This window comes from Lacrimispora struthionigena, from assembly GCF_048627165.1.
GTDB lineage: Bacteria > Bacillota > Clostridia > Lachnospirales > Lachnospiraceae > Lacrimispora.
Window position 1 is genome coordinate 967,131 of sequence record NZ_JBMBWP010000001.1, and the last position, 26,959, is coordinate 994,089.

Sequence of the window (26,959 nt, forward strand, 5' to 3'; positions counted from 1 at the left end):
ACCATTTCAGGATAAAGGAAGGAATAATGATATGATAGCAGACAAGATGAGACCCCTTGTAGAAAACAATTCCGCCATCCGCGCCATGTTCGAAGAGGGAAAGAAGATGGCTGCCGAATATGGTGCAGAAAATGTCTATGATTTCAGCCTCGGTAATCCCAATGTGCCCGCACCGGAAGCAGTAAAGCAGGCCATCCTTGATATTATGAACGAGGAAGAATCAACCATGGTTCATGGATATATGAGCAATGCAGGCTTTGATGACGTAAGAGAAGGCATAGCACAGTCCATCAACCGAAGGTTCGGGACTCATTTTCGTGGAGGTAATCTCCTTATGACGGTAGGGGCCGCCAGTGGTCTGAATGTGATTTTAAAGACCATATTAGATCCTGGTGATGAGGTAATTGTATTCGCACCCTATTTTATGGAATACGGTTCATACGTACGCAATTATGACGGTGTGCTTTCTGTTATTCCGCCTAATACAAAAACCTTTCAGCCCAATCTCCTGGAATTTGAAAGCAGAATCACAAACAGGACTAAGGCAGTCATTATAAATACTCCCAATAACCCAACCGGCGTGGTTTATTCTTCTGAAACCCTTCGGGAAATTGGCACTATTCTGGAGCGGAAAGAAAAAGAGTATGGATCTTCCATACTCCTGATTTCAGATGAGCCTTACAGAGAGCTTGCTTATGACGGTGTTGAGGTTCCATATGTGACGCTGTTTTACAAAAATACAGTGGTCTGCTATTCCTACAGCAAATCCTTATCTCTGCCAGGGGAAAGAATCGGATATCTGGTCATTCCCGATGAGGTGGAGGATTCAAAGGCTGTGATTGCGGCTGCCAGCATTTCAAACCGGGTTCTGGGCTTTGTCAATGCTCCGTCTCTGATGCAGAGAGTGATTCTTCGCTGCGTGGATGAAAAAGTAAACCTGTCTGCTTATAATAAAAACAGGGAGCTTCTTTATAACAGTTTAACGGAATACGGATTTGAATGTATTAAGCCGGAAGGTGCATTTTATCTGTTTATAAAAACTCCGGAAGATGACAAACTGTTTTGTGAGTATTGTAAAAAACACCGCGTTCTTCTGGTACAGGGAAGTGCTTTTGCCTGTCCTGGCTATGCGCGGATTGCGTATTGTGTATCTTATGAACAGATTGAACGTTCACTTCCTGCATTTCATGCAATTGCACAGGAATATGGACTTAGAGCAGACCGGGAGGGCATAAGATGAAAGCATGGCAGGCGAATATCCGAACAGTAACCCCATATGTTCCAGGTGAACAGCCAAAGGGCGGGAACTTAATTAAACTGAATACCAATGAAAATCCTTATCCTCCGTCACCTCTGGTAAAAAAAGCCATGGGTGAGATGGATTATGATACGTTCCGCAAATATCCGGATCCGTCTTCCAACCTTCTGACAAAGGCACTGTGTGAATACTATCAGATGGATGAAGATGAGATTTTTGTGGGAGTCGGGTCTGATGATGTGATTGCCATGTCATTTCTCACATTTTTCAATTCTGAAAAGCCAGTCTTATTTCCCGATGTGTCGTATTCCTTCTATCAGGTATGGGCGGAGCTGTTTCATATTCCTTTTGAGACACCTGTTCTTGATGAGCATTTTCTGATTTGTAAGGAAGATTATTATAAAGAGAATGGGGGAATCATATTCCCGAACCCCAACGCGCCCACTGGCGTTTTTATGCCATTAAGTGAGGTGGAAGACATCATCGCCCACAATCAGGAGTCGGTTGTGATTGTGGATGAAGCTTACATTGATTTTGGCGGTGAAAGTGCGGCCAGGCTGATAAAAAAATACGATAATCTGCTGGTTGTGCAGACGTTTAGCAAATCCCGGTCTATGGCAGGAATGAGAATCGGTTTTGCCATGGGTAACAAAGAACTGATACGGGCTTTAAACGATGTGAAGTATTCTTATAATTCCTATACTATGAATATGCCAGCCCAGGTTCTGGGAGAGGAAGCGGTAAAGGATGACAGTTATTTCAGACAGACGATTGAAAAAATTATAACCACAAGAGAGAAAGCGAAAAAACGTCTCAGTGAACTTGGTTTTGTATTCCCTGATTCCATGGCTAATTTTATTTTTGCCAGTCATAAAGAGAGAAAAGCGGAAGATATTTACCTGGCGTTGAGAGAAAAACAGATTTTCGTTCGTTACTTTAAACAACCAAGGCTTGATAATTATTTAAGGATCACCATTGGTACGGATGAGGAGATGGAAAAGCTTTATGATTTCCTGGAGAAATTTCTTTGATCAGACTATTTATCACTTGGACTTTTTGGGGTATTATAAAGGCAGGAGATAAGCATGGAATTTGTAAAAAAATATAGCAGAATCTTATTAAATATTATTATTCCTATTGTGTTTACCTATTTAATCTGCATCTGGGGACCAAGAATACTGAATTTCTTTCTTCCTTTCGTGATTGGCTGGGTGATTTCCGCCATTGCCAATCCTCTTGTGCGTTTGTTGGAGAAACGCCTGAAGCTGGTGAGAAAGCATAGTTCTGTGCTGATTGTGGTGGCAGTACTGGCTCTTATTATTGGTGCTTTTTATTTAATCATATCAAAACTGATTTCGGAAGCAGCAGGATTTGTGAAGGATATTCCCCTTTACTATGATTCTGCCTGGGTTGAGGTTCAAAAGATGCTTCTGACGGCAGAAGATCTGCTGCGTTTTCTTCCCAAGGGGATTCAGGATTCGGTGAATGTATTTGTAACACATATTGGAGAATATTTAAATGTTATGGTGCAGAAAATCGCATCGCCTACCTTTATGGCTGCGGGCAATGTGGTAAAGAGTATTCCTGCAGCACTTGTTTACACGGTTGTAACCATATTTTCTTCCTATATTTTTATTGTGGACCGGGATAAAATTCTCGTTTTTTTAGACCGGTATACTCCTGATGGGTTTTCCAAATATTATGATTATCTGAAAAAGGACGTAAAGCATCTGGTAGGAGGCTATTTTCTTGCTCAGTTTAAGATAATGTTCATTATCGCAGGTGTACTGGCGGCAGGATTTCTGGTTTTGGGAGTCAAGTATGCACTTTTGCTTGCTGTCATTATTGCGATTCTTGATTTCCTTCCTATCCTTGGGACTGGTACTATTCTGATTCCCTGGGCAATTCTTCGGATTGTTTCAGGAGAATATGCCTTTGGTGTAGGTCTGATTGTGATTTACGTACTGACACTGGTATTGAGACAGATCATTCAGCCGAAGATCGTAGGAGATACCATGGGGCTTGACCCGTTAATGACATTATTATTTTTATATTTGGGATTTAAAATAAGCGGGATTGCCGGAATGATACTGGCTGTTCCCATTGGAATGCTGGTGATCAGCATTTATAAATTTGGTGCCTTTGACCGGTTCCTTTACAGCGTAAAGACCTTGGTTCACGACATCAATGGGTTTAGAAAAGAGAAAGATGATATCGATTAAAAGCAGTAATTGGAGGATACAATGAAAAAAAACATAAGATTGAAGATCGCCGTTTATCTGATTGCATGTCTTATGGCTTCTGAGGCATTTGCTACCCCTTTAAACGGTTATTCGGCAGAAGCCTGGAAACTGGAGAACGGACAATACATTGATGCATCCGGTAATCCTATTACAGGAGTTTTAGCAAAGGGAATTACAGTGACCAAATACCAGAACAGGCAGAATGAGGCAAATGGAGGGATTGACTGGAAGAAGGTGGCAGAGGACGGAGTTTCTTTTGCTATGGTTCGGATCGGTTATCTCAATGATATGGATCCCTATTTTTCAGAGAATATGAAGCATGCTTCGGAAAATGGGCTTAAAACCGGTGTATTTTTTTATACCCAGGCTCTTGATACACAAACTGCAGTGGAAGAGGCAAAGTATGTGCTGCGTCAGGTAAAGGATTACAAAGTTTCTTACCCAATCGCTTATGACGTGGAATCCCAGTATCTTCTTGATAATAAGCTTTCCAAACAGCAGATTACGGATAATATCAACGCATTCTGTAAAGCCATTGCAGATGCGGGGTATCGCCCGATTGTCTATGCAAATAATAAATGGCTGTCTCTTCATATCGATATGAGCCAGGTTCCCTATGATGTATGGTATGCCAGATATGGAACGGTCAATGATTATCAAAACAGAACCATCTGGCAGTGTACGGATAAAGGAAGGGTGGCAGGAATCGATGGGGATGTTACCATCGAATTATCCTTTGCAGATTACGGTTCCATGATTCCGGCAGATGGCTTTAAAACCATTGACGGGGAACGGTATTACATGAAAAACTACGAAAGACAGACCGGCTGGATTCAACCGGATGGAACGTGGTATTATCTGGATTCCAATGGAATGGTAGTTCATGATAAGACCATGGTGATCGACAATGTATCTTATACCTTTGGTTCTCAGGGAGAGATAACAAATCAGACAAAATAGTGGAGTTACAAGTGAAAAAAGAAAACGATTTAAATTCAGATCATATAAAAGGGCTGGTATGGAGGCTTGCAATCCCCTCCATGCTGGCTCAGTTTGTCAGTGTATTATATAGTATCGTAGACCGTATGTATATTGGAAATATCCCGGCGATCGGGGAAGTCGCCCTGGCAGGAGTTGGAATCTGCGGTCCCATTGTGACCCTGATTTCTTCTTTTGCTTTTTTAGTGGGAGCAGGAGGATCTCCCCTTATGAGTATCCGTCTGGGAGAGAAAAACCAGAGAGCTGCCAGCCAGATTCTAGCCAACTGCTTCCTGCTCTTATTGACTTTTTCCGTTCTTATCACAGCGGTATCCTTTCTGTTAAAAGACCACCTTCTCATGTGGTTCGGCGCAGGAAAGACGGTATTTCCCTATGCAAATGAATATCTTACCGTATATCTTACCGGAACCGTGTTTGCATTGCTTTCCGCAGGGTTAAATCCTTTCATTGTAAGTCAGGGATATGCCAGGACAGCCATGAAATCCGTGGTCTGTGGAGCAGTGAGCAATATAATCCTGGATCCCATTTTTATTTTTGTTTTCGGAATGGGGGTAAAAGGCGCTGCTATCGCAACCGTTCTGTCCCAGGTGATATCCTGTATCTATGTTCTTCGATTTCTTTTTGGTAAAATCCCTCCCATTCGCATCACCTTTCAGGGGTATGACTTAGAAGTGATGAAGAGAATTCTAACACTGGGACTCTCCCCGTTCCTCATTATTGCATTTGATAACGTGCTTATCATTTCGTTAAATACAGTAATCATGCATTATGGGGGTGAGGGCAGTGAAAAGCTTCTCACCTGTATGACCATTGTGCAAAGCTTTATGTTAATGGTAACTATGCCTCTTGGAGGTATTACAACAGGGACCCAGACCATTCTGGGTTATAATTTAGGGGCAGGAAGACCGGAGCGGATCAGACAGGCGGAGCGCCATATTGCCCTTCTGGCAGTTGGCTTTACCACAGTGATGTTTCTGATTGCCCATACAGTTCCCCAGGTCTTTGTACATATTTTCACACGGGACCAGTCTTATGTTGATCTGACTGTCAGCGGGATAAAGATCTATACCATGGGAATAATACCTTTGGCACTACAGTACGTTATTGTTGACGGATTCACCGGTCTGGGGGCGGCGAAAGCAGCAATTTCACTTTCCATGTTCAGAAAGACAATTTTCCTTCTTGGAGCGGTGATACTGCCTGCATGGCTGGGAGTTAATTATATTTTTTACACAGAACCAATCTCAGATTTTATAAGCGTAATGGTATCCATACTGGTTTTTATAACTTTGTTTGGACGAATCATACAGAAAGGGACAAAAGTTATTGACATATGACGAAAATAATTCTATGATATGGATATTGAGTCATTGACTAAATAACAGGAGGTCTTGCTATGAAAATTGCGGTTACTTATGACAGAGGAAATGTATTTCAGCATTTTGGACAAACCACACAGTTTAAAATCTATGAGGTGGAAGACAAAAATGTGATATCACAGGATATTGTGGATACCAATGGAGACGGTCACGGTGCCCTGGCAGGTTTTCTGACCAGACTGGGTGTAAAAACTCTTATTTGCGGGGGGATTGGAGCAGGAGCGAGAAATGCACTGTCAGAAGCCGGAATCGAGTTATATCCGGGAGTGGAAGGAAATGCTGATGAGGCGGTAAATTCCCTGCTGTCAGGAAGCCTTCAGTTTGATCCGGAGACACAATGCAGCCATCATCATGAGGGAAGTGAAGATCACGATTGTGGTCATCACCATCATGGAGAAAGCTGCGGTCATTAATGCAATAAAACAAATGAGATAATAAAATGCATCCCCGCGGACTTTAAAAGCCGTGGGGATGCATTTTTATTGAATCAGGAGCCGGTGGACTGATAGTGCCTTAACCCTAATTTCCATAACAGAAATGCAGGAATGAGAAAAAGGGCACTAAACAGCGGCAGCAGGCTGTACCACAGGTTGTCTGATTTCCCAGTCAGATATAAAAAAGGATAATACTGGAACAGAGCAAAGGGAACCAGGTAAGTACAAATGAAAAGAACGGTTTTCCCATAAATCCCGATGGGATATTTCCCATATTCCCTGGCTCCATCTGTAAATACATTCATAAATTCCAGCCCCTCCAGAGTAAAAAAGCATAAGCATGCAAAAATCAGGTAAATGGCTCCAAAAACACAGACACCCCCTAAAATCATCAGTACTACGAGAATGCACCGAAGGGGTGTCCAGTTTATGGAGCTGTAGCAAATTCCATAAACCAGCATGACAACAGCCTGAATAAGCCGTCCGAATCTGGTTAAGTCTACCTTGCTGCAAAGAACCAGAAACAGGCTGTTTTTCGGACGGAGTAGAATACGGTCAAATTCTCCGTTTCCAATTATGGTTTCAAAGGTATCCAGACTTCGGAAAACGGTTTCTGCCAGTGTAAAAGCCATAAGAGTAATGGAAAAACACAAAAGCACCTCGCTGTAAGAAAATCCGTTCACCTGGTGGAAACGGGTCATCATAAAATAAACTCCTAAAAATACATTAAAGGAGATTAAAAACTGCCCGATTAATGTCATAAAAAATGAAACTTTGTGCTGCATCATGCTTTTTAAATGCATGAAAAAGAAATTAAAGTAAAGCCTGACTGAACTCATGGTATCCTCCTTTCAACCGCCCTGTATGACAACCCGTTTTAATGCCCGCTTTTCCAAATACCGACCGATTAGTACAAATGCTAATACCCAGAATGTCTGTTTTAAGATGCTGATGGTAAGATCGGGTCCTGTTATATCTCCGGCAAAGATCCGAAACGGAACATTCTGTGCAGAGGCAAAGGGAAGAAATTCCACAATCGTTCGTACGTGGTCTGGAAGAAAGGGAAGCGGTATTACGGAACCGCTTAAAAATTCCGCTAAAGAGGTAACAAACAGTTTAATCCCTTGTGGAGAAACAGTGTAGAATACGGACATATAGATAATCATGTTAAAAGCAACGATGAGAAGCAGTCCCAGTGTCATGGATAAAATTGTAATTGCCCAGGTTCTCACATCTCCCGGCAGCGTAAGTCCGTAGGGAGCAGGAAGAAACCAGGAAAATATCAGGATGGGCATGCAGCGCAACACTGCTTTGGACAGCCGGACAGCCAGACCTCTTACAAACCACATATCGTAAAGGCGGATTGGCCGGCATAATTCATAGGCCACATCTCCGGTGGTGATGGAATTAAAAAGTTCTGATTCCCAGAACCAGACCATATAAAGAGCCAGAAATGCCTGCTGGAGCCACACATAAGTGGACAGCGCTTCAAAGGTCATGGGAAAGCTTTCGGGGGAAGCCTGATAGAACGCCCGGAATAAAAGGATCTCCATGGCTCCCCATACAAATTGTGTCACCATTCCGGAAAGGGCGGCAGTACGGTATTGCAATCCCCGGATAAAACGGATGCGGAAAAAAGACCAGTATTTTTTCATCTTGCCCCTCCTAAATCTGAAATTCCCGGTAAAGGGAGGCGACAATCTCATCCAGGGTGGCGCATGGGGGCTCACAGCGGGATTTCAGATCAGAAAGAGTTCCGTCTAATAATAGCCGGCCTTTCCCGATCAGCAAAACCCTGTCTGCAAGTGCATCAATGTCCTGCATGTCATGAGTGGTAAGGAGAACTGTGGTTTTGTGGATCCGGTTCAGCTTTCTGATAAAATCCCGGACTGCCAGCTTTGATACGGCATCCAGTCCAATGGTGGGTTCATCAAGAAAAAGGATCTTTGGGGTATGAAGAAGAGAGGCTGCGATTTCGCAGCGCATGCGCTGACCCAGAGAAAGCTGTCTTGCCGGAGTTTTAATAATCTCTTCCAGTGCAAGAAGTTCAGTGAGTTCTTCTAATGTAGTTAAGTATTGGTGACTGGGGATCTCGTAGATGTCGCGGAGCAGTTCAAAGGAATCAATTACAGGAACATCCCACCAAAGCTGGGTGCGCTGACCGAATACAACGCCGATGTCCTTTACATGTTCCCTTCTGTCCTTCCATGGAATTCGGCCGTTAATCTGGCATGTCCCATGATCCGGAGTTAAAATGCCGCTTAAAATTTTAATGGTGGAGCTTTTTCCGGCACCGTTGGGGCCAATATAGCCTACCATCTCTCCGTCTCCGATGGAAAAGGAAATATCGGACAGAGCATGGACCGTGTCGGTCTCCTTGTGAAAAAGCGCCTTTACCGCATTGGAAAATCCGGCACTTCTTCTTGTGACTTTGAACGTCTTGTTCATGTGTTCCACTTGAATCATAAAAATTCCTCCTGGTAGTAATATTTGTGAACGGTTCATTCCTGCAGCGGGCAGCTCCTGCCATAAAAGGGAAGAGGTCTGTCATAACTGGTCAGAACGTTCTAATATCTTTCCAAGCGGTCAGTGCAGGCGTAACAGCCAGCACAGCTCTCCGGATTTCATTCCGGGGACTCTACCGTGGTATCAATATTCTCTTTTCCTGAATTAAGATGTGAGTTTAGATATGGAAAAGGACTTATAGTCTATCATCACAGGAAAAAAGTGTCAATACCCTGGCAAAAGGTACTTGACAAATTATGAATGAATGATTAATATTAACATATGAACAGTTATTCACATATTAATATGTAAGGAGGTAACAGATGGCAGAAGAAGAGAAACTAGTTCGTGATGGAGATATTGATCAGTGTGATTTTATCTGTGTTCATGAGAATGTTGTAAATCAGGTATTAAAAGCTATGCCAAAAGAGCAGCAGCTCATGGATCTTGCAGATTTTTTTAAAATTTTTGGAGACCCAACCAGAATCAGAATTCTCTATGTGCTCAGCCAGTCCCAGATGTGTGTCTGTGACATTGCCAATCTGCTTTCCATGGGGCAGTCGGCTATTTCCCATCAGCTTCGTGTGTTAAAGCAGATGCGTCTGGTGAAGTTTAAAAGAGAAGGAAAGACCGTTTTTTATTCTCTGGCAGATGGTCATATACAAACCATCCTGGCTCAGGGAATGGAGCATATAAGCGAATAAGGATTCACATCAAATAGAGAGAAAAGGAGAAGAGGAAAGATGAAAAAAATAGTGAAATTAGAGGGCCTTTGCTGTGCAAACTGTGCAGCTAAAATTGAAGAAGAGGTTAAAAAATTAAATGGTGTGGAAAGCGCATCCTTAAGCTTTATGACCCAGAGATTAACCATGGAAGTATCAGAAGAAAAAGTGGATGAGATTATGGAAGCAGCCAAGAAAACAGCCTATAAGATTGAACCGGAAGCAGAATTTAAAATCCTTCGGTAAGCAAAAGGAGCAGTTATGACAAAGAAACAGAAAATCATGGGAATCAGACTGGTCATAAGTGCCGTATTCTTTGCTCTTGCCATGGCGGCCGAGGGAAAAGTTTTCTGGTACTGGATCTTATTTATTATCTCTTACCTGGCTGCAGGCTATGATATCCCCTTAAGAGCAGTCAGAAATATAAAAAATGGTCAGTTCTTTGATGAAAACTTTTTAATGTCAGTGGCGACCTTTGGAGCAATCGGAATCGGAGCTCTGGAAGAAGCAGTGGGCGTTATGCTGTTTTATCAGATCGGTGAGCTGTTTAACGATTATGCAGTAAACAGGTCAAGAAAATCCATAACAGATCTTATGGACATTAATCCGGAATATGCCAATCTGCTTCGTGATGGAGCGGAGGAGAAGGTAGATCCCTATGAAGTGGAAGTTGACGATATCATTATAGTAAAGCCTGGAGAAAAAGTGCCTCTTGACGGAGTTGTGGTGAAAGGCAGCAGCAGTCTTGATACCAAAGCATTAACCGGGGAATCCATGCCTGTGGAGCTCAAAGAGAATGATCCGGTTATAAGCGGTTCCATCAATTTAAGTGGTGTTTTAGAGGTTCGGGTTACCAGACTTTTTGATGATTCCACAGTTGCCAAAATCCTGGAACTGGTGGAGAATGCCAGTTCGAGAAAGGCCAGAGCAGAAAACTTTATCACCAGATTTGCAAGAGTCTATACGCCAGTCGTCGTAGTGCTCGCCTTAATGCTTGGAGTTATTCCGCCTTTATTCACCGGTGACTGGGGAACCTGGATTTACCGTGCCTGCAGCTTTTTGGTTGTTTCCTGTCCCTGTGCACTGGTAATATCCGTTCCATTAAGCTTTTTTGGAGGACTTGGAGCGGCCTCTGGCCAGGGAATTCTGTTAAAAGGAAGCAACTATCTGGAAGCCATGGCAAATCTGGATACGGTAGTTTTTGATAAAACAGGAACGTTAACAACCGGAAAATTCCAGGTTACCAGTGTGGATCCGCTTGCAGGAACAAAAGAAGAGCTCTTAGAGCTTGCTGCCTATGGTGAATTTCATTCCAATCACCCAATTGCCCATTCGGTAAAAGAAGCTTACGGGAAAGCGCTTGATCCGTCAATGGTAGGCGCTGCAGAAGAAATTGCAGGATTTGGAGTAAAAACAAGGGTTTATACACAGAATAAGGAAAGAGAGCTTTATATCGGGAATGCCAGACTTATGGAAAGACAGGGAATTGCTGTAACTGCAGCAGATTCCATGGCAGGAACAACCCTTTATATAGCAGATAACAACACGTATCTGGGCAGTGTAACCATTTCAGATACCATCAGGGAAGATGTTCCACAAGCTTTAAAGGGCTTAAGGGCAGCTGGAGTGAAAAAGTTGGTAATGCTTACCGGCGACAAACCTGAGGTAGGAAAACTGGTGGGAGAAAAGCTTGGACTTGATGAGGTTCATGGAGGTCTTCTTCCCGGCGATAAAGTAGGCAAGGTGGAAGAGCTGCTGACAAAGAAGCATGAGGGTGCAGCGATTGCATTTGTTGGAGACGGCATCAACGATGCGCCGGTTCTTGCCCGTGCCGATGTAGGAATAGCCATGGGTCAGATTGGCTCTGATGCAGCCGTGGAAGCGGCAGACGTGGTAATCATGACTGATGAGCTTACGAAACTGGTTGATACAATCCTGATTGCCAGAAAAACTGTGGGAATTGTAAAGCAGAATATTATTTTTGCCATAGGTGTGAAGGTGCTGATTCTGATCCTTTCAGCAGCAGGAATTGCCACCATGTGGGCAGCTGTTTTCGGCGATGTAGGCGTTTCTGTGCTTGCGATCTTAAATGCAGTCCGGGCGCTCCGGTATCAAAGCAGGAATGAAAAAACACATTGACAAATTTTTTTCCAGCTGTTATATTTTACACATATGACGGGGTGGTGCGAAGATGGTCCATGAAGTGAGGCTGTGTTTGCCCACCCTTTTTCCAGGTATTATTATTTTCTTCAGGAACCTCGTTCCCCATAGAGCAGAGACGCTTTGCAAGGATCGCATAAGTGGCAAAGAGTCCCATAAGGCGGGGCTCTTTATTCAATCATGAGAAAAGGAGAGTGTTTTATGAGCAAGTACAGCAAAGAAGATATTTTCCGCATTGTGGAAGAAGAAGATGTGGAATTTATCCGTCTTCAGTTTACCGATATATTCGGCATGTTAAAAAACGTTGCAATCACAAAGAATATGCTGTCAAAAGCCCTGGATAACCGCTGTATGTTTGATGGTTCTTCCATAGAGGGGTTTGTAAGAAGTGAAGAATCTGATATGTATCTCTATCCGGATCTGGATACCTTTGAGATATTCCCATGGCGTCCCCAGCAGGGGAAAGTTGCAAGGCTGATGTGCGATGTACACTGCCCCGACCAGACTCCTTTTGAAGGAGATCCCCGGTTTGTTATGAAAAAGGTATTAAAAAAAGCAAATGATATGGGGTTTGTATTTCATGCAGGCCCGGAATGCGAATTTTTCCTTTTTCACATGGATGAGGAAGGTCAGCCCACCACAGATACCCATGAAATGGCAGGCTATTTTGATGTAGCCCCCATTGACCAGGCAGAGAATGTCCGAAGAGACATGATCCTTACCCTGGAAGAGATGGGCTTTATGATTGAGGCATCCCACCACGAGATTGCCCCGGGTCAGCATGAGATTGATTTTCAGTACGCAGAAGGTATGGTGACGGCTGATAACATCATGACATTTAAGATGGCAGTTAAGGCAATTGCAAAGCGCCACGGTCTTCATGCCACCTTTATGCCAAAACCCAAGGCTGGTGTCAATGGTTCCGGAATGCACATTAACATGTCCCTTTCTGATTTATCAGGTAAGAATATGTTTGAGGATCCGGAGGATGAGCTGGGATTAAGCCAGACGGCTTACCAGTTTATGGCAGGCATTCTCCATCATATGCAGGGAATGACTATTTTAACCAATCCGTTGGTCAATTCCTACAAACGTCTTGTACCCGGATATGATGCTCCGGTTTATGTGGCATGGTCAGCCCGGTCCAACCGAAGCTCTATGATTAAGATTCCCTGTGCAAGAGGAGAAAGTACACGCATCGAGCTGCGCAGCCCGGATTCAGCAGTCAATCCCTATCTGGCACTTGCAGCCTGTCTGGCGGCAGGTCTTGACGGAATAGAAAAGAAGATGACTCCGCCGGAAAGTGTGGACTGCAATGGTTATTCCATGTCGGTAGAAGAGATGGCTTCAAAAGGCATCGAGCAGCTTCCGGAAACACTGGGAGAGGCCATTGAAATGTTCCGTAAGGATGAGTTTATGAAAGAAGTTCTGGGTGAGCACATTTACACCAAATACTTAGAGGCAAAGGAAGCTGAATGGCGTATGTTCCGTGCGCAGGTAACGGACTGGGAAGTGGAAGAATACTTATACAAGTATTGATAGATCCCGTTCCCTGATACTGTTATCTGGAGGTGAGAGTGTTTGACCAATGTGATTGTGGCATTTTCAAAAGCAGAGGATGCGAAAAATATAAAGAATATTCTTATGAAAAACGGCTTTTCGGTCTCGGCAGTCTGCACCTCCGGCGCTCAGACGGTCAACAGCGCGGATGAGCTGGGCAGTGGAATTGTAGTATGCGGCTGCAGGTTTGCGGATATGGTGTATCAGGAGATTTATGAATGTCTCCCAAAAGGGATGCTCATGCTCCTGGTAGCGTCACCCAGCCAGTGGAGCGGCAGGGCACCGGATGATATGGTCTGTCTTGGACTGCCTTTAAAGGTTCAGGATCTTTTAAGTACCTTAGAGATGATGATGGAATCTCTGGCAAAAAGGCGGAAGAAGTTAAAGAGCCAGCCGAAGGAAAGAAGCGGAGAAGAGCAGGAGCTGATTAAGCAGGCCAAGGAACTTTTGATGGAACGGAATCATATGACAGAATCAGAAGCACACCGTTACATTCAAAAGTGCAGTATGGACAGCGGAACCAACATGGTGGAAACTGCCCAGATGATCATGAGCCTTATTAATATTTAACAGTGGGGGATTAAGATGAAATTTACAAAAATGCAGGGAATCGGAAACGATTATGTATATATTAACTGTTTTGAGGAATCCGTTGAGGATCCTGCAGAGCTTTCAAAAAAAGTCAGTGACCGGCATTTTGGAATCGGATCGGATGGTCTGATTCTGATCTGCCCGTCCAAAGTGGCAGACTGCCGCATGCGTATGTTTAACGCTGACGGTTCAGAGAGCCCCATGTGCGGCAATGGCATCCGCTGTGTGGGTAAGTATGTTTTCGATCATCATCTGGTGGAAAAGACGGAGTTTGATGTGGAAACGGCAGCTGGAATCAAGCATTTAAAAGTGACTGAGGAAGATGGGAAAGCAGTCCTTTTAACGGTTGATATGGGTATCCCGGAAGTAACAAGCCAGGTACCGGAGCCTATTTGTGTCGATGGTACGGATTATGAGTTTATTGGTATTTCCATGGGAAATCCCCATGCAGTTTATTATATGGATGACATTGACGGCCTGGATCTGGAAGCAATCGGACCTGGGTTTGAAAATCATAAGCGTTTTCCGGAGCGTACCAATTCTGAATTTATTCAGGTGGTAAGTACAGAGCACATCCGCATGCGGGTGTGGGAGAGAGGAAGCGGAGAGACCTGGGCATGCGGGACTGGAGCAACAGCCAGTGCAGTTGCTTCGGCGCTTTGCGGACGCACCGGCAATACGGTGGAGGTCTCATTAAAAGGCGGCAACTTAACGATTCACTGGGACAGAGAGGGAAGCGGTCACGTATTTATGACAGGTCCTGCTGTGGAGGTGTTTGCAGGAGAGTTGGACATAAATAATCTTTAAAAACAGGAGGTACCTATGGTTAAGATCAACGAAAACTACTTAAAATTACCTGGAAGTTATCTGTTTTCCACCATTGCGAAAAAGGTGAATGCTTATATAGAGGCAAATCCCGATAAAAAGGTGATTCGTCTTGGAATCGGTGACGTAACCCAGCCCATAGCTCCGGCAATTATTAAGGAGCTTCATGGAGCAGTAGATGAGATGGGGGAAGCGGGAACTTTTCACGGATATGCACCGGATCTTGGTTATGGTTTTTTAAGAGAACTCATTGCCAGTGAAGACTACATTAAAAGAGGCTGCCAGATCGCAGCAGATGAAATTTTTGTATCCGACGGAGCGAAGAGTGACTGCGGAAATATTCAGGAAATTTTCGATCAGAACTGTAAAATCGCTGTCTGTGATCCCGTTTATCCGGTTTATGTGGATTCCAATGTCATGGCAGGAAGAACTGGTGAATATGATGAAACGACAGGAAAATGGAGTAATGTTATTTATATGCCATGTACCGCTGAGAATCATTTTGTTCCACAGCTTCCAGAGGAAACTCCAGATCTTATTTACTTATGTGTTCCCAATAATCCTACCGGAACCACTCTTACCAGAGATCAGTTAAAAGTATGGGTGGATTATGCCAATGAGACTGGCGCAGTCATTCTTTATGATGCTGCCTATGAAGCTTACATTGCCCAGGACGACGTGCCTCACACCATCTATGAGATAGAGGGAGCCCATACCTGTGCCATTGAATTCCGTTCATTTTCCAAGAATGCCGGTTTTACCGGTGTACGTCTTGGCTTTACCGTGATCCCAAAAGCTTTGGTAAGAGGCGGAGTCATGCTCCATTCTTTATGGGCAAGACGCCATGGAACCAAGTTTAACGGTGCTCCCTACATCATTCAGAAAGCAGGAACAGCGGTTTATTCCCAAGAAGGTAAAGCTCAGTTAAAAGAACAGGTGGCCTATTACATGAGAAATGCAAAGGTGATCTATGACGGTTTAAAAGAGGCGGGCTGCCAAGTATACGGAGGTGTGAATGCGCCTTATATCTGGCTGCGGGTGCCGGAAGGAATGACTTCCTGGGACTTCTTTGACCGGCTTTTAGAGGAAGCCAGCGTTGTGGGAACGCCTGGAAGTGGATTCGGTCCCAGCGGAGAAGGTTACTTCCGTCTCACCGCATTTGGAACCTACGAAAACACAGTGGAAGCCATTGAACGGATGAAAAAGATGCCATCCTTAATAAAATAAACGTTGACAAGTATTTGATAATTGGTTATGATATTGATAAGAAAAGATTAATAAGGTTTAAGCTTAATTTGTTAGAACAAAAGCGTTCAGTACTTTAGTGGTACTGGCGCTTTTTTTAATTCAAGGAGGAAGATATGGACGATATTGATAAGAAAATAGTGCAGACACTGCAGAAGAACGCACGGGCATCTTTAAAGAACATAGCAGAAAATACCTTTTTATCCTCGCCTGCTGTTTCCTCCAGAATTGAAAAGCTGGAGCGGGAAAAAATCATCACCGGGTATCATGCGTCAGTGGACCCTATGAAGCTTGGCTACCACATCATCGCATTTGTTAATCTGGATGTGTCGCCCCTTGATAAAATCCAGTTTTATTCCTACATGGATTCCATACCCAATGTGCTGGAATGCAACTGCGTTACCGGAGATTATTCCATGCTGATTAAGGTGGCATTTCAAAGCACCATGGAGCTGGATATTTTCATCGGACAGCTTCAGAAATACGGAAAGACCAGTACTCAGATTGTCTTTTCCACACCGGTTGGTCCAAGAGGCGTGGATGTTATGGCAGAATTAGGAGAAAATGAATAAATCATAGTCTGAAATATGGTACGGAGAACACTTCTTTTACATACTTTATAGAATAGAGGTATGTGAAAGGAGTTTTTCTTTTGGCTGAGAGAAAGATCGTGGTAATAGATGCCGGTCACGGCGGTGCGGACCCGGGTGCAGTCTATAATGGGCGGCAGGAAAAAGATGATAACTTAAAACTTGCGTTAGCTGTCGGGAAAGTCCTGGCAGACAACGGAGTTGATGTCAGGTATACAAGAACTGACGATACCTATAATACACCCCTGGAAAAAGCCATGATGGCCAATGATGCTGAAGCAGATTTATTCGTCTCCATTCACCGGAATGCCATGCCGGTTCCAGGAACAGGATCCGGAGTGGAAACGGTTGTTTTTGAAAACAAAGGCATTGAGGGAATGCTTGGAGGGAATATCGGAGAAGCACTTGGAGCAATCGGCTTTACCAATTTAGGAACTGTGGAACGTCCGGGGCTTGTAGTATTGAGAAGAACAAAGATTCCATCTGTCTTAACAGAGGTTGGTTTTATAGATAATGAAGCGGATAATTATCTTTTTGACGATCGCTTTGATGAGATAGCCCAGGCAATTGCTACTGGTATTTTAAATACCATTCAGCAGCAGGAAGAAAATCAGGTTGAGTACTATCAGATACAGACGGGTGCCTTCCGGGTGCGTTCTCTGGCCGAGGACCAGGTTAATATGCTGAAATCCCAGGGATTTCCAGCTTTCGTAGTTTATGAAGATGGTTTATATAAGGTTCGAGTCGGTGCATTCCGAAATATGGACAATGCCGTTAAAATGGAGCAGGCTCTCAGGCAGCTGGGGCATAACACATTTATGGTGAAACGCCCGGCTGTGTATTGAGTCGGGGAAACAGGCCGGAAGGGGCGGTAAATAAGAGCCTCTTCCGGCCATCTCTTATGACTTTGACTTGACAAGATACCTTTTATTGTCGTATGGTCTTAATCAGAATGAATACAGAGGAGAGAATTATGATTAAGGCAGTGATATTTGATATGGATGGCGTTATTATCGACAGCGAGGGTGTATATCTGGAATATCAGCTGGAATTTGCCAAAAAGAAAAATCCAGATGTAAAACTGGAGGATCTGTATCCAATGGTTGGGGCAACAAAGCAGGAGTGCTGGGAAGTAGTGGAGAGGGTTGTCTCCAATGGACAGACCTGGGAGGAGTTAAGAACAGAATTCCGACAGAGAGATATTTATAGCGAAATAGATTACCGAAGCATTTACCGCCTGGAAGTAACCGATACATTAAAACAGCTGAAAGAAGCTGGTTTTCGTCTGGCTCTTGCCTCTTCCACCCATTTAGAACTGGTGGAACGTGTTCTTAAAGAAAATGGAATCCGGGACTATTTTGAAGCAGTGGTCAGCGGAGAACAGTTTAAAAAGAGCAAACCTGACCCGGAGATCTATTTATATACAGCAGAGCAGCTGAAATTAAAGCCGGAGGAATGTCTTGCTGTAGAGGATTCCACCATCGGAATAACGGCAGCACACCGGGCAGGGCTTAAAATTGCGGCAGTCATCGATACAAGATATGGATTTGACCAGAGTCTTGCAGATTATAAGCTGAATCAGGTAAAAGAAGTATTAGAAGCAGTAAAAGTGCATAGGATTTGATATACGGATTAATGCAGGAGGAATTGCTTGAAGTATATCGGTGAGCTTTTAAAAGGTTTAATAATTGGTGTGGCAAATATACTGCCGGGCATCAGCGGAGGAGTATTGGCCATTACCATGGGTGTCTATGATAAGATCATCCATGCGGTAAACCGGCTTTTTAAAGAGCCGGTAAAAAGTATAAGGATTCTTCTTCCTTATGGAATCGGTGCAGTTGCAGGCATCATTTTTTTGTCACTGGTCTTTGAATATCTGTTTCATACATATCCTCTTCAGACGAAACTATCCTTTCTGGGATTAATCGGAGGCGGTCTTCCGGCCCTTGGCCGCAAAGCTTTTTCTGGAGAAAAAAATGACTTATGGAAAGGAATTATAACTGCTGGAATCACATGCAGCATCGTAATCCTCATTACATATGTGGCTGAAACAGTGATCGCTTCCAGTCATAGCGGAGAAGGGTTTGCCATGGCTTCCGGTGCGGCATATTTATCATCGGGAAAATACTGGGTAGTTACTCTTTTTGCAGTGGGGCTTCTTGCAGCCGCCACTATGATCGTACCAGGGGTAAGCGGGTCCATGATCATGATGATGCTGGGCTTTTATGAGCCTGTTTTGCAGACCAATAATGCCTGCATCCGGGCAGCCTGTGCTCTTGATTTTCAAGGTCTTATGAAAAACGTTACAGTATTGTTCCCGTATTTTCTGGGCATGCTGACAGGGGTTCTTCTGTTTGCCAGAGTGGTGGAGCAGCTTCTGACCCGTTATGAGCATCAGATGTACCGGGTGATCATTGGTCTTGTGATTTCTTCCCCCTTTGTTATTCTCTGGGATGTGCCGTGGAAAACCGTGGCAATATATGAACTGCTGGGAGGAATTGCACTGGCACTTTTGGGATACGTGATCGCAGATCTGCTGGGAGGCGAGGGATAATTTAAATACAATTAAAAAAAGGGATATTTCGTCGGATACAAATCTGGCGGGATATCCCTCTTTTATAGAGTTTAAGAATACTCGGCAATTCTTGTAATGCCCACATAGATCTGGGAGATCTTATACCAGGTTGCAAAATCAATGACTCCCGTCACAGGAAGTTTAAATATGGACTGGAACTGACGGACTGCCTCTGCCGTGTTATCTCCATAAACCCCGTCTGCTGTGATTCTGGGGATTCTGGTATAAACCCCGGCAATGGTATCAAGCTGCTCCTGAACCTGGCGCACCTTGTCTCCAGAGGCACCTACAGTTAAATTATAACCGGGGAAGGAGGAAGGAACGCCGGAAACCTGTTCCGCAGTATTGATGTACATGTTGCTTCCGTAATAGTTCCGGAGAATTTCAATGGCAGTATAGCCCTGTTCCCCTAAGGTGCAGCTTCCCCATTGGGACATCCAGTTAGGACAAGTTACCCGGTGGCCATCACAGTACTGGGTTAAGATGGGCTGTTTGATTCCGGGCCGTGATAAGTAGCTGTTAAAGATTTCATCTACAACCTGGGAAATGCTGTCAAAAATATTTCTGCCATGTATCCATTTATGGTCGAAAGCGGTAGAGGAAGTAATGGTAAAGTCATAACCCTGATTCCGGTACCATTCCGTATAAACACGGTTTAACGTAAAGCTCATAATCGCCAGAACATTTGCAGTAATTGTTTCTTTTGGCCATGTAGCGTAAATTTCACTGGAGGCCACATTTTTAATATAATCGCTATAAGGAACGTAATAATTGGTGGCTGTGGGATCTGTGGGCACACCGTCATGTACAATAATTGTCTGTGGAACAACAACCCGGCTTAATACAATCTCGCCGGTTTCTGCAACAGGCTTTACCTCGGCCTCTGCTATCTTTGGAGGATAGTCGCCGTACAACGTATGATCCGGAATGGTAATGGGCGTATCGGGTGTTGTCTCGTCTTTGACAGGAGTCATGCGGACAGGCTGAATGGCATCCGTATCTGCCAGGATCTGGGTTCCGGAGATAGCCACTGGTTCATAACCCTGTGCAGTAATAAAAAGTGAATATTCTGAATACGGCTGTGCCAGTCCGGGAGACAGACTTAAATCGACAGGCGGCGCTGATAAACTTACGGTTTCGGACTGACCGGAACTGTCAGTAGTAACCTTTTCTAAAATGCTGCCGGGGTCTCCTGTGAAGGAAATGGAAACTTCTGCATCCCCGATGGGATAGTTATTCTCGGTAGATACCACATCCACCTGAAGAGAGCCGGTAGCAGCCGTTTCCTGGGCAGTGGTCATATATGGATTCATAATAGCCCCTTATTGAATGATTATTATTAATATATTAGCTGCTCTGGGCAATGATTACAAAAGCCCCGCATAAAACTAAATAAATCAGTTTTTGCGGGGGCTTTTTTAAAAGAATGAAGTTTTGGGTTCATGGAACATGGACTCTACATAGCTTCTCATTTCATCTCGGCTTTCAATTTCTCTTGCACCATTGATAATGCGATTTTGATCATCTTTAGAGAGTCCGGCAAACTGTACCATAATGTCTGAATGCTGTGCCAGTTCCATGGTAAATCCAATGGGAAGTTCGTTGTTATCAATCATAATTTATCACCTCATAAATAGTTTGTTCGAAGTTGACACAAAGTATACAGTAATGTATAATATTAATAGCATTGCATAAATATACAGTAAACCCGATTAAAATATCTGAAAAAAGAAAAATAATGCATAAAAAGTAAATAAATAAATTATAAAAAAACAGTTGAAAAATGTCGCGGTATAATGTATAATCTATTCAATTTGGTCTGATACCAGTCAGTTCAAAATTAACCCTTGCGGGTATCCCTTTATGTCCAAAAAACGTGGACAAATATTAAGAAAGGATTGGGACTTTGCGTATGAAAGCTTTTTTAATACTGGAAGACGGCACTGTTTTTACAGGCACGAGCATTGGTTCAAAACGGGAAGTGATCAGTGAGATCGTATTTAATACTTCCATGACGGGTTATTTAGAAGTCCTCACCGACCCATCCTATGCGGGACAGGCAGTTGTGATGACATATCCGCTAATTGGTAATTACGGCATTTGTCAGGAAGATATGGAGTCATACAAACCTTGGCCGGATGGCTACATTGTCAGAGAATTATCTAGAATCCCCAGCAACTTTAGAAGCGAGGATACCATTCAGCATTTCTTAGAAATTAACGACATTCCAGGTATCAGTGGTATCGATACGAGAGCCCTAACAAAAATCTTAAGAGAAAAAGGTACAATGAACGGCATGATCACAACCGATGAAGGATTTGATCTTGACGAAGTCATTTCGCGTATGAAAACTTATTCCGTAACGGGCGTTGTGAATGCAACTACCTGTAAGGAATCATATGTGCTTCCCGGTGAAGGCAAGCGGGTGGCGCTGTTAGATTTAGGAGCTAAAAAAAATATTGCACGGTCTTTAAATGAAAGAGGCTGTGAGGTTACTGTATATCCTGCGGATACAAAAGCAGAAGTGATTCTTTCCACAAATCCAGATGGAATTATGCTGTCAAACGGCCCTGGAGATCCCAAGGAGTGTACGGAGATCATTAAGGAAATCCGCAAGCTGTATGAATCACAGGTTCCCATCTTTGCGATCTGCCTTGGACATCAGCTGATGGCACTGGCCACTGGCGCTGATACCCATAAGCTGAAATACGGACACAGAGGCGGCAATCACCCGGTTAAAGATTTAGAAACCGGTAGAGTTTACATCTCTTCTCAGAACCATGGATATGTGGTGGATGAAGATACTGTAGATCCGGCTGTGGCAGTTCCTGCATTTGTTAACGTCAACGACGGAACAAATGAAGGCATGAAATATACCGGAAAGAACATATTTACCGTACAGTACCATCCGGAGGCCTGCCCCGGACCTCAGGATTCCAGCTACTTATTTGACCGGTTTATAAATATGATGGAGGTGGGAAAGAATGCCTAAGAATCAGGAGATCAAAAAAGTACTTGTCCTTGGATCTGGTCCGATTATCATCGGTCAGGCAGCAGAATTTGATTATGCCGGAACACAGGCATGCCGTTCTTTAAGAGAAGAAGGAATTGAAGTTGTCTTATTAAACTCCAATCCTGCAACCATCATGACTGATAAAGACATTGCAGATAAAGTTTATATCGAACCGCTGACAGTAGAGGTTGTGGAACAGCTGATTTTAAAAGAAAGACCAGACAGCGTTCTTCCTACACTGGGAGGCCAGGCTGGCTTAAACCTTGCAATGGAGCTGGAAGATAAGGGGTTTTTTGAAAAGAACAATGTCCGCCTCATCGGAACCACTGCCCTGACCATTAAAAAGGCAGAAGACCGGGAGATGTTTAAGGAAACCATGGAGAAGATCGGTGAGCCGGTAGCTCCTTCGGATATCGTTGAAAATGTGGAAGATGGATTAAGAATTGCCGAGCAGATCGGTTATCCCATCGTTTTACGTCCTGCATATACACTGGGAGGCTCAGGCGGCGGAATTGCTGAAAATCCGGCACAGTGCCGGGAAATCCTGGAAAATGGACTCCGTTTATCCCGAGTCGGTCAGGTTCTTGTGGAACGCTGCATTGCAGGCTGGAAAGAGATTGAATATGAAGTAATGCGTGATGGGGCAGGTAATGTAATTACCGTCTGCAACATGGAAAACCTGGATCCGGTAGGGGTTCATACAGGCGACAGCATCGTAGTGGCTCCTTCCCAGACACTGGGAGATAAGGAATACCAGATGCTTCGTACCTCTGCATTAAAGATTATCAGCGAATTAGGCATAACAGGAGGCTGCAACGTTCAGTACGCTCTTCACCCGGAAAGCTTTGAGTACTGTGTAATCGAGGTAAACCCACGAGTGAGCCGTTCTTCCGCTCTGGCTTCCAAGGCAACCGGATACCCCATCGCCAAGGTTGCAGCTAAGATCGCTCTGGGATACACCCTTGATGAGATTAAAAATGCCGTAACCAAGAAAACTTATGCAAGCTTTGAACCCATGCTGGATTACTGCGTGGTTAAGATGCCACGCCTTCCCTTTGATAAGTTTTTAAGCGCCAAGAGAACCCTCGGAACCCAGATGAAGGCAACCGGTGAGGTAATGAGTATCTGTACCAATTTTGAAGGCGGCTTAATGAAAGCAATCCGTTCCCTGGAACAGCATGTAGACAGTCTGATGTCTTATGATTTCACAGGACTTACCGATGATCAGCTGACAGAAACCCTTCATCTGGTAGATGACAGAAGAATCTGGGTGATTGCAGAAGCATTAAGAAGAGGCTTTACCTATGAACTCATTCACGACATCACAAAGATTGATGTGTGGTTTATTGATAAGCTTGCAATTCTGGTGGAGATGGAAGAAGCCTTAAAGAAGGGACCTCTCACCACTGAGCTTTTAAAAGAAGCAAAGAGACTGGAATTCCCGGATACAGTCATTTCAAAGCTGACAGGTATATCTATAGAAGAAATCCATCAGACCAGAAAAGAAAACGGGATAACAGCTGCCTTTAAGATGGTAGATACCTGTGCGGCAGAATTTGCGGCAGAGACACCATATTACTACTCCTGCTTTGGAAGTGAAAATGAAGCAGAGCAGACAACAGGTAGAAAAAAGGTTCTGGTATTAGGCTCCGGTCCGATCCGAATCGGTCAGGGAATTGAATTTGACTTCTGTTCCGTTCACAGTACCTGGAGTTTCAGCAAAGAAGGATATGAGACTATCATTATCAATAACAATCCGGAAACAGTCAGTACGGATTTTGACATTGCAGATAAGCTGTATTTTGAGCCACTTACTCCGGAAGATGTGGAGAGCATTGTTGACATCGAAAAACCAGACGGAGCAGTGGTACAGTTCGGCGGCCAGACAGCCATCAAGCTGACAGAGGCGCTTATGAAGATGGGAGTTCCCATTCTTGGAACAGCAGCAGAAGATGTGGATGCGGCAGAAGACCGGGAACTGTTTGATAAGATTCTGGAAGAATGCCAGATTCCAAGACCGGCAGGCCAGACAGTCTATACAGCAGAAGAGGCTAAGAAGGCAGCAGCAAAACTTGGTTATCCGGTTCTTGTAAGACCTTCTTACGTACTGGGTGGTCAGGGAATGCAGATCGCTATTTCTGATCAGGATATTGACGAGTTTATCGCGATTATCAACCAGATTGCTCAGGAACACCCTATTTTAGTAGATAAATATATTGTGGGCAAAGAGATTGAAGTCGATGCAGTCTGTGACGGAGAAGACATTCTCATACCGGGAATTATGGAGCATATCGAGCGTGCAGGCGTTCACTCCGGCGACAGTATCTCTGTATATCCAGCTCAGAGCTTAAATGAAGACATCAAGGACAAGCTTGTAGAATATACCAGAAGACTTGCAAGAGCACTTCATGTAAAAGGAATGATCAACATTCAGTTTATTGTCAGCGGAGAAGATGTTTATGTCATCGAAGTAAATCCACGTTCTTCCCGTACGGTGCCATATATCAGCAAGGTGACAGGAATCCCCATTGTTCCCCTGGCAACCAGAGTTATCTGCGGTCATACCATAAAAGAGCTTGGCTACAAACCAGGACTTCAGCCGGAAGCAGATTACATCGCGGTTAAGATGCCGGTGTTCTCCTTTGAAAAGATTCGCGGCGCAGACATCAGCCTTGGACCTGAGATGAAATCCACCGGAGAGTGTCTGGGAATTGCCAAGACCTTTAATGAGGCGCTTTACAAAGCGTTTGCAGGATCTGGAATCAAGCTTCCAAAGCATAAGAACATGATCATAACAGTAAAAGATTCTGATAAAGAAGAGATTATCGACATTGCCCGCAGATTTAAAGATCAGGGCTACAAGATCTTCTCTACTGCCGGTACTGCCAAGGTGTTAAACGATAACGGAATCAAGGCATTCCAGGTACGCAAGCTGGAGCAGGAGTCCCCCAACCTCCTGGATCTGATACTGGGTCATGAGATTGACCTGGTTATTGATACTCCGCCTCAGGGCGCAGACAGATGCAAGGATGGATTTGTAATCCGGAGAAATGCTATCGAAACCGGCGTGACCGTGCTTACGTCCCTGGATACTGCAGCAGCCCTTGTAACCAGCATGGAAAACAGGGCGAAGGAACTCACCCTGATTGACATTGCGTTAGTAAAAAATGTATAAGGAATTACGATATCATGGTATTTTATATTAATAAGCAGGCTGTAGAAATTAAAACCAGGTTTGAAAACGCGCCTTTAACATCCCCCAATGAGGCGTGTGCGGCTATGGGAATGCTTTATAAGATCTACGGTCTGCCTGTTCCGGAAAAAAAGGAAATGGTCAGTGATATGAAGAAGGATTTTCATGAGGCAGTTGCAGCGCGTCCGGTTCCGTCGGAATTTGCAGCTAAAATCATCAGCCTTCTTGACGAGTATTATAAAGATGATCGGGTAACAGATGAAATATATGAGCTGTTGAAATACAGCTATGAAGAACAGCGTTGACAAACAATGATATGAAAACACCTTTCGCTACTAATAACGAAAGGTGTTTTTTGATCACAAAATCTTACATTTCTTTCTTTACAAACTGCTTGTCAAATTCAGGGTTATAATAATAGTAGTTTTTGGGATTTAACGTAGTCTTTATATTTTCCAGAGCCTCACCAAATCTCTGGAAATGAACCACTTCCCGCGCACGCAAAAATTTAAGAGGTTCTCTTACATCTGGATCTGCAATCATACGAATTAAATTATCGTAAGTGGTTCTGGCTTTCTGTTCTGCAGCAAGGTCTTCTACCAGATCAGTGATGGCATCACCTTTTGACTGAAATTCACATGCATTAAAAGGAACTCCTCCGGCAGCCATAGGCCATAATGCGGTGGTATGATCGATATAATAAGCATCAAAACCAGCCGTTTTTGCCTGTTCGATGGTCAGATTTTTTGTAAGCTGGTAAATAATGGAGCAAACCATCTCCAAATGCCCCAGCTCTTCCGTACCGATATCAGTTAAAAGTCCTCCCACTTCCTTGCATGGCATAGTGTATCTTTGGGAAAGATAACGCATGGAAGCTGCCAGCTCTCCGTCAGGACCTCCAAACTGGCTGATGATCAGAGAAGCCGTTTTAGGGCAGGTATTTTTAATATTTACAGGAAATTGCAGTCTTTTTTCATAACTCCACATCAGAATACACCTCCTTCCCATGGAAGCGGTCCGTCGCTCCAGGTAAAATGTCTCTGGTCCGGATATTTTGTGTTTGACTTTGTCTTGTTGTTGCTGTCAGGGCAGATACAGTTCATGGTAAGCGGCTCAAAGTTATCGGCATAGGTTTGAAGCAGCTGTTTTCTCTGAGTCATTGCGTCCTTAAATGCATTCAGGGCATTTTCATCAAGAGGATGGGTATCCAGATAAAGGTTTAAATCATTTACGGTAAAGCTGATCTCAGTTATCTGACTGAGCAGGTTATTTCGATCGATCATGGCTGTTCCCCTCCTGTTACGTAAAATGGTAAATCAAGACTGGGGAAAATGGTTCCGTGTTTTAAAGCAGTCTTTGGATCGTAAGGCTGTTCCCACGGTTGCATGGGAACGGTTGCTATGGCTAATGCTACGGTTTTGCTGGGTGTTGCAGTTTCACATTCACATTCCTTAACAGCTACTGAATTCATAGTAACACTCCCTTCTTTTGATGAATTCTTTAACTCTTTTTTATTATGGAACGAAAATAAAAAATTACGTTGCAAAAATTATCCCAGATTACCCATTGTGATGTTATTGTAATAATGAAGAAAATGAAATATAATAGAGACAAAGTCAAGGGAATTGACATAAAATGTAAAACAATTATGACGGGAGAGCAGACGA

28 protein-coding genes are annotated in these 26,959 nt (G+C 43.8%); 20 read left to right on the forward strand and 8 right to left on the reverse strand.

Annotated elements, in window-relative coordinates; translation table 11 throughout:
• Positions 1 to 31 precede the first annotated feature (31 nt).
• The 6 genes from ACOAOT_RS04420 to ACOAOT_RS04445 are packed head-to-tail and all read left to right on the forward strand — an operon-like array spanning position 32 to position 6,292.
• Positions 32 to 1,240, forward strand: coding sequence for a pyridoxal phosphate-dependent aminotransferase (locus ACOAOT_RS04420; protein ID WP_420215870.1), 1,209 nt, complete (start codon positions 32 to 34; stop codon positions 1,238 to 1,240).
• A complete protein-coding gene (hisC, locus tag ACOAOT_RS04425; protein ID WP_420215871.1) occupies positions 1,237 to 2,289 on the forward strand; it encodes a histidinol-phosphate transaminase in 1,053 nt (350 codons plus the stop codon). Before ACOAOT_RS04420 ends, hisC begins: the two co-directional genes overlap by 4 nt.
• 54 nt (positions 2,290 to 2,343) lie before the next feature.
• Positions 2,344 to 3,480, forward strand: coding sequence for a sporulation integral membrane protein YtvI (gene ytvI / locus ACOAOT_RS04430; protein ID WP_420215873.1), 1,137 nt, complete (start codon positions 2,344 to 2,346; stop codon positions 3,478 to 3,480).
• 21 nt (positions 3,481 to 3,501) lie between these two features.
• Positions 3,502 to 4,461 carry a glycoside hydrolase family 25 protein gene (locus tag ACOAOT_RS04435; RefSeq protein ID WP_420215874.1) on the forward strand — a complete coding sequence of 320 codons (960 nt, stop codon included), beginning with the start codon at positions 3,502 to 3,504 and terminating at the stop codon, positions 4,459 to 4,461.
• Positions 4,462 to 4,472: 11 nt separating this feature from the next.
• Complete coding sequence (locus tag ACOAOT_RS04440; protein WP_420215875.1) at positions 4,473 to 5,837, forward strand: MATE family efflux transporter; 1,365 nt, start codon at positions 4,473 to 4,475, stop codon at positions 5,835 to 5,837.
• 59 nt (positions 5,838 to 5,896) lie between these two features.
• Entirely contained in the window at positions 5,897 to 6,292 is a 396-nt protein-coding gene (locus ACOAOT_RS04445) for a NifB/NifX family molybdenum-iron cluster-binding protein (RefSeq protein ID WP_420215876.1), read from the forward strand.
• 74 nt (positions 6,293 to 6,366) lie between these two features.
• Here ACOAOT_RS04445 and ACOAOT_RS04450 read toward each other — a convergent pair whose 3' ends face one another.
• Genes ACOAOT_RS04450 through ACOAOT_RS04460 form a run of 3 tightly spaced genes read right to left on the reverse strand, consistent with a single transcriptional unit; the run spans position 6,367 to position 8,779 of the window.
• On the reverse strand, positions 6,367 to 7,152 hold the full coding sequence (locus ACOAOT_RS04450; RefSeq protein ID WP_420215877.1) for an ABC transporter permease: 786 nt from the start codon (positions 7,150 to 7,152) through the stop codon (positions 6,367 to 6,369).
• A 12-nt stretch (positions 7,153 to 7,164) separates the two neighbouring features.
• Positions 7,165 to 7,968 carry an ABC transporter permease gene (locus tag ACOAOT_RS04455; protein ID WP_420215878.1) on the reverse strand — a complete coding sequence of 268 codons (804 nt, stop codon included), beginning with the start codon at positions 7,966 to 7,968 and terminating at the stop codon, positions 7,165 to 7,167.
• A gap of 10 nt (positions 7,969 to 7,978) precedes the next feature.
• A complete protein-coding gene (locus tag ACOAOT_RS04460) occupies positions 7,979 to 8,779 on the reverse strand; it encodes an ABC transporter ATP-binding protein (RefSeq protein WP_420215879.1) in 801 nt (266 codons plus the stop codon).
• Between the two features lie 362 nt (positions 8,780 to 9,141).
• On the opposite strand from ACOAOT_RS04460, the gene ACOAOT_RS04465 reads away from it, so the two are divergent.
• The 11 genes from ACOAOT_RS04465 to ACOAOT_RS04515 all read left to right on the forward strand — a co-directional run bounded on the left by ACOAOT_RS04465 (position 9,142) and on the right by ACOAOT_RS04515 (position 19,065).
• Entirely contained in the window at positions 9,142 to 9,522 is a 381-nt protein-coding gene (locus ACOAOT_RS04465; RefSeq protein WP_420215880.1) for an ArsR/SmtB family transcription factor, read from the forward strand.
• A gap of 39 nt (positions 9,523 to 9,561) precedes the next feature.
• Entirely contained in the window at positions 9,562 to 9,786 is a 225-nt protein-coding gene (locus tag ACOAOT_RS04470) for a cation transporter (protein ID WP_420215881.1), read from the forward strand.
• Between the two features lie 15 nt (positions 9,787 to 9,801).
• Complete coding sequence (locus ACOAOT_RS04475) at positions 9,802 to 11,679, forward strand: heavy metal translocating P-type ATPase (RefSeq protein ID WP_420215882.1); 1,878 nt, start codon at positions 9,802 to 9,804, stop codon at positions 11,677 to 11,679.
• A gap of 222 nt (positions 11,680 to 11,901) precedes the next feature.
• Entirely contained in the window at positions 11,902 to 13,239 is a 1,338-nt protein-coding gene (gene glnA, locus ACOAOT_RS04480; RefSeq protein WP_420215883.1) for a type I glutamate--ammonia ligase, read from the forward strand.
• 42 nt (positions 13,240 to 13,281) lie between these two features.
• On the forward strand, positions 13,282 to 13,830 hold the full coding sequence (locus tag ACOAOT_RS04485) for an ANTAR domain-containing response regulator (RefSeq protein WP_420215884.1): 549 nt from the start codon (positions 13,282 to 13,284) through the stop codon (positions 13,828 to 13,830).
• A 15-nt stretch (positions 13,831 to 13,845) separates the two neighbouring features.
• Positions 13,846 to 14,658 (forward strand): diaminopimelate epimerase, encoded by an 813-nt coding sequence (gene dapF, locus ACOAOT_RS04490; protein WP_420215885.1) that lies wholly within the window; start codon positions 13,846 to 13,848, stop codon positions 14,656 to 14,658.
• A 15-nt stretch (positions 14,659 to 14,673) separates the two neighbouring features.
• Positions 14,674 to 15,903, forward strand: coding sequence for an LL-diaminopimelate aminotransferase (locus ACOAOT_RS04495; protein ID WP_420215886.1), 1,230 nt, complete (start codon positions 14,674 to 14,676; stop codon positions 15,901 to 15,903).
• A gap of 134 nt (positions 15,904 to 16,037) precedes the next feature.
• Complete coding sequence (locus tag ACOAOT_RS04500) at positions 16,038 to 16,493, forward strand: Lrp/AsnC family transcriptional regulator (RefSeq protein WP_104436912.1); 456 nt, start codon at positions 16,038 to 16,040, stop codon at positions 16,491 to 16,493.
• 80 nt (positions 16,494 to 16,573) lie between these two features.
• Positions 16,574 to 17,356, forward strand: a complete 783-nt coding sequence (locus ACOAOT_RS04505; RefSeq protein ID WP_420215887.1) for an N-acetylmuramoyl-L-alanine amidase — start codon at positions 16,574 to 16,576, stop codon at positions 17,354 to 17,356.
• Between the two features lie 128 nt (positions 17,357 to 17,484).
• Positions 17,485 to 18,135, forward strand: a complete 651-nt coding sequence (locus ACOAOT_RS04510; RefSeq protein WP_420215888.1) for an HAD family hydrolase — start codon at positions 17,485 to 17,487, stop codon at positions 18,133 to 18,135.
• 27 nt (positions 18,136 to 18,162) lie between these two features.
• Positions 18,163 to 19,065, forward strand: a complete 903-nt coding sequence (locus ACOAOT_RS04515; protein ID WP_420215889.1) for a DUF368 domain-containing protein — start codon at positions 18,163 to 18,165, stop codon at positions 19,063 to 19,065.
• Between the two features lie 71 nt (positions 19,066 to 19,136).
• Here the strand turns inward: ACOAOT_RS04515 and ACOAOT_RS04520 are convergent, their stop codons facing one another.
• Positions 19,137 to 20,399, reverse strand: coding sequence for a peptidoglycan-binding protein (locus tag ACOAOT_RS04520; protein ID WP_420215890.1), 1,263 nt, complete (start codon positions 20,397 to 20,399; stop codon positions 19,137 to 19,139).
• Between the two features lie 105 nt (positions 20,400 to 20,504).
• Positions 20,505 to 20,702, reverse strand: coding sequence for a hypothetical protein (locus tag ACOAOT_RS04525; RefSeq protein ID WP_420215891.1), 198 nt, complete (start codon positions 20,700 to 20,702; stop codon positions 20,505 to 20,507).
• Between the two features lie 296 nt (positions 20,703 to 20,998).
• On the opposite strand from ACOAOT_RS04525, the gene ACOAOT_RS04530 reads away from it, so the two are divergent.
• The 3 genes from ACOAOT_RS04530 to ACOAOT_RS04540 are packed head-to-tail and all read left to right on the forward strand — an operon-like array spanning position 20,999 to position 25,597.
• Positions 20,999 to 22,078 (forward strand): carbamoyl phosphate synthase small subunit, encoded by a 1,080-nt coding sequence (locus ACOAOT_RS04530; protein WP_420215893.1) that lies wholly within the window; start codon positions 20,999 to 21,001, stop codon positions 22,076 to 22,078.
• Positions 22,071 to 25,274 (forward strand): carbamoyl-phosphate synthase large subunit, encoded by a 3,204-nt coding sequence (gene carB / locus ACOAOT_RS04535; protein ID WP_420215894.1) that lies wholly within the window; start codon positions 22,071 to 22,073, stop codon positions 25,272 to 25,274. The genes ACOAOT_RS04530 and carB overlap by 8 nt, the downstream gene beginning before the upstream one ends.
• Positions 25,275 to 25,288: 14 nt before the next feature.
• Positions 25,289 to 25,597 (forward strand): DUF3837 family protein, encoded by a 309-nt coding sequence (locus ACOAOT_RS04540; RefSeq protein WP_277406790.1) that lies wholly within the window; start codon positions 25,289 to 25,291, stop codon positions 25,595 to 25,597.
• 64 nt (positions 25,598 to 25,661) lie between these two features.
• Here ACOAOT_RS04540 and ACOAOT_RS04545 read toward each other — a convergent pair whose 3' ends face one another.
• The 3 genes from ACOAOT_RS04545 to ACOAOT_RS04555 are packed head-to-tail and all read right to left on the reverse strand — an operon-like array spanning position 25,662 to position 26,763.
• The gene (locus tag ACOAOT_RS04545) at positions 25,662 to 26,279 is read right to left on the reverse strand and encodes a manganese catalase family protein (RefSeq protein ID WP_420215895.1); all 618 of its coding nucleotides are present in this window, start codon (positions 26,277 to 26,279) and stop codon (positions 25,662 to 25,664) included.
• On the reverse strand, positions 26,279 to 26,575 hold the full coding sequence (locus ACOAOT_RS04550; protein WP_420215896.1) for a spore coat protein CotJB: 297 nt from the start codon (positions 26,573 to 26,575) through the stop codon (positions 26,279 to 26,281). Before ACOAOT_RS04550 ends, ACOAOT_RS04545 begins: the two co-directional genes overlap by 1 nt.
• Positions 26,572 to 26,763 carry a spore coat associated protein CotJA gene (locus tag ACOAOT_RS04555; protein WP_349671431.1) on the reverse strand — a complete coding sequence of 64 codons (192 nt, stop codon included), beginning with the start codon at positions 26,761 to 26,763 and terminating at the stop codon, positions 26,572 to 26,574. Before ACOAOT_RS04555 ends, ACOAOT_RS04550 begins: the two co-directional genes overlap by 4 nt.
• Positions 26,764 to 26,959: the final 196 nt, after the last annotated feature.

Bases quoted from the DNA above. Each gene is read 5' to 3' on its own strand.
- ACOAOT_RS04420 (WP_420215870.1), top strand. From the start codon at position 32: ATGATAGCAGACAAGATGAGACCCCTTGTAGAAAACAATTCCGCCATC.
- hisC (WP_420215871.1), top strand. From the start codon at position 1,237: ATGAAAGCATGGCAGGCGAATATCCGAACAGTAACCCCATATGTTCCA.
- ytvI (WP_420215873.1), top strand. From the start codon at position 2,344: ATGGAATTTGTAAAAAAATATAGCAGAATCTTATTAAATATTATTATT.
- ACOAOT_RS04435 (WP_420215874.1), top strand. From the start codon at position 3,502: ATGAAAAAAAACATAAGATTGAAGATCGCCGTTTATCTGATTGCATGT.
- ACOAOT_RS04445 (WP_420215876.1), top strand. From the start codon at position 5,897: ATGAAAATTGCGGTTACTTATGACAGAGGAAATGTATTTCAGCATTTT.
- ACOAOT_RS04450 (WP_420215877.1), bottom strand. From the start codon at position 7,152: ATGAGTTCAGTCAGGCTTTACTTTAATTTCTTTTTCATGCATTTAAAA.
- ACOAOT_RS04455 (WP_420215878.1), bottom strand. From the start codon at position 7,968: ATGAAAAAATACTGGTCTTTTTTCCGCATCCGTTTTATCCGGGGATTG.
- ACOAOT_RS04460 (WP_420215879.1), bottom strand. From the start codon at position 8,779: ATGATTCAAGTGGAACACATGAACAAGACGTTCAAAGTCACAAGAAGA.
- ACOAOT_RS04465 (WP_420215880.1), top strand. From the start codon at position 9,142: ATGGCAGAAGAAGAGAAACTAGTTCGTGATGGAGATATTGATCAGTGT.
- ACOAOT_RS04470 (WP_420215881.1), top strand. From the start codon at position 9,562: ATGAAAAAAATAGTGAAATTAGAGGGCCTTTGCTGTGCAAACTGTGCA.
- ACOAOT_RS04475 (WP_420215882.1), top strand. From the start codon at position 9,802: ATGACAAAGAAACAGAAAATCATGGGAATCAGACTGGTCATAAGTGCC.
- glnA (WP_420215883.1), top strand. From the start codon at position 11,902: ATGAGCAAGTACAGCAAAGAAGATATTTTCCGCATTGTGGAAGAAGAA.
- dapF (WP_420215885.1), top strand. From the start codon at position 13,846: ATGAAATTTACAAAAATGCAGGGAATCGGAAACGATTATGTATATATT.
- ACOAOT_RS04495 (WP_420215886.1), top strand. From the start codon at position 14,674: ATGGTTAAGATCAACGAAAACTACTTAAAATTACCTGGAAGTTATCTG.
- ACOAOT_RS04500 (WP_104436912.1), top strand. From the start codon at position 16,038: ATGGACGATATTGATAAGAAAATAGTGCAGACACTGCAGAAGAACGCA.
- ACOAOT_RS04510 (WP_420215888.1), top strand. From the start codon at position 17,485: ATGATTAAGGCAGTGATATTTGATATGGATGGCGTTATTATCGACAGC.
- ACOAOT_RS04520 (WP_420215890.1), bottom strand. From the start codon at position 20,399: ATGAATCCATATATGACCACTGCCCAGGAAACGGCTGCTACCGGCTCT.
- ACOAOT_RS04525 (WP_420215891.1), bottom strand. From the start codon at position 20,702: ATGATTGATAACAACGAACTTCCCATTGGATTTACCATGGAACTGGCA.
- ACOAOT_RS04530 (WP_420215893.1), top strand. From the start codon at position 20,999: ATGAAAGCTTTTTTAATACTGGAAGACGGCACTGTTTTTACAGGCACG.
- carB (WP_420215894.1), top strand. From the start codon at position 22,071: ATGCCTAAGAATCAGGAGATCAAAAAAGTACTTGTCCTTGGATCTGGT.
- ACOAOT_RS04540 (WP_277406790.1), top strand. From the start codon at position 25,289: ATGGTATTTTATATTAATAAGCAGGCTGTAGAAATTAAAACCAGGTTT.
- ACOAOT_RS04545 (WP_420215895.1), bottom strand. From the start codon at position 26,279: ATGTGGAGTTATGAAAAAAGACTGCAATTTCCTGTAAATATTAAAAAT.
- ACOAOT_RS04550 (WP_420215896.1), bottom strand. From the start codon at position 26,575: ATGATCGATCGAAATAACCTGCTCAGTCAGATAACTGAGATCAGCTTT.
- ACOAOT_RS04555 (WP_349671431.1), bottom strand. From the start codon at position 26,763: ATGAATTCAGTAGCTGTTAAGGAATGTGAATGTGAAACTGCAACACCC.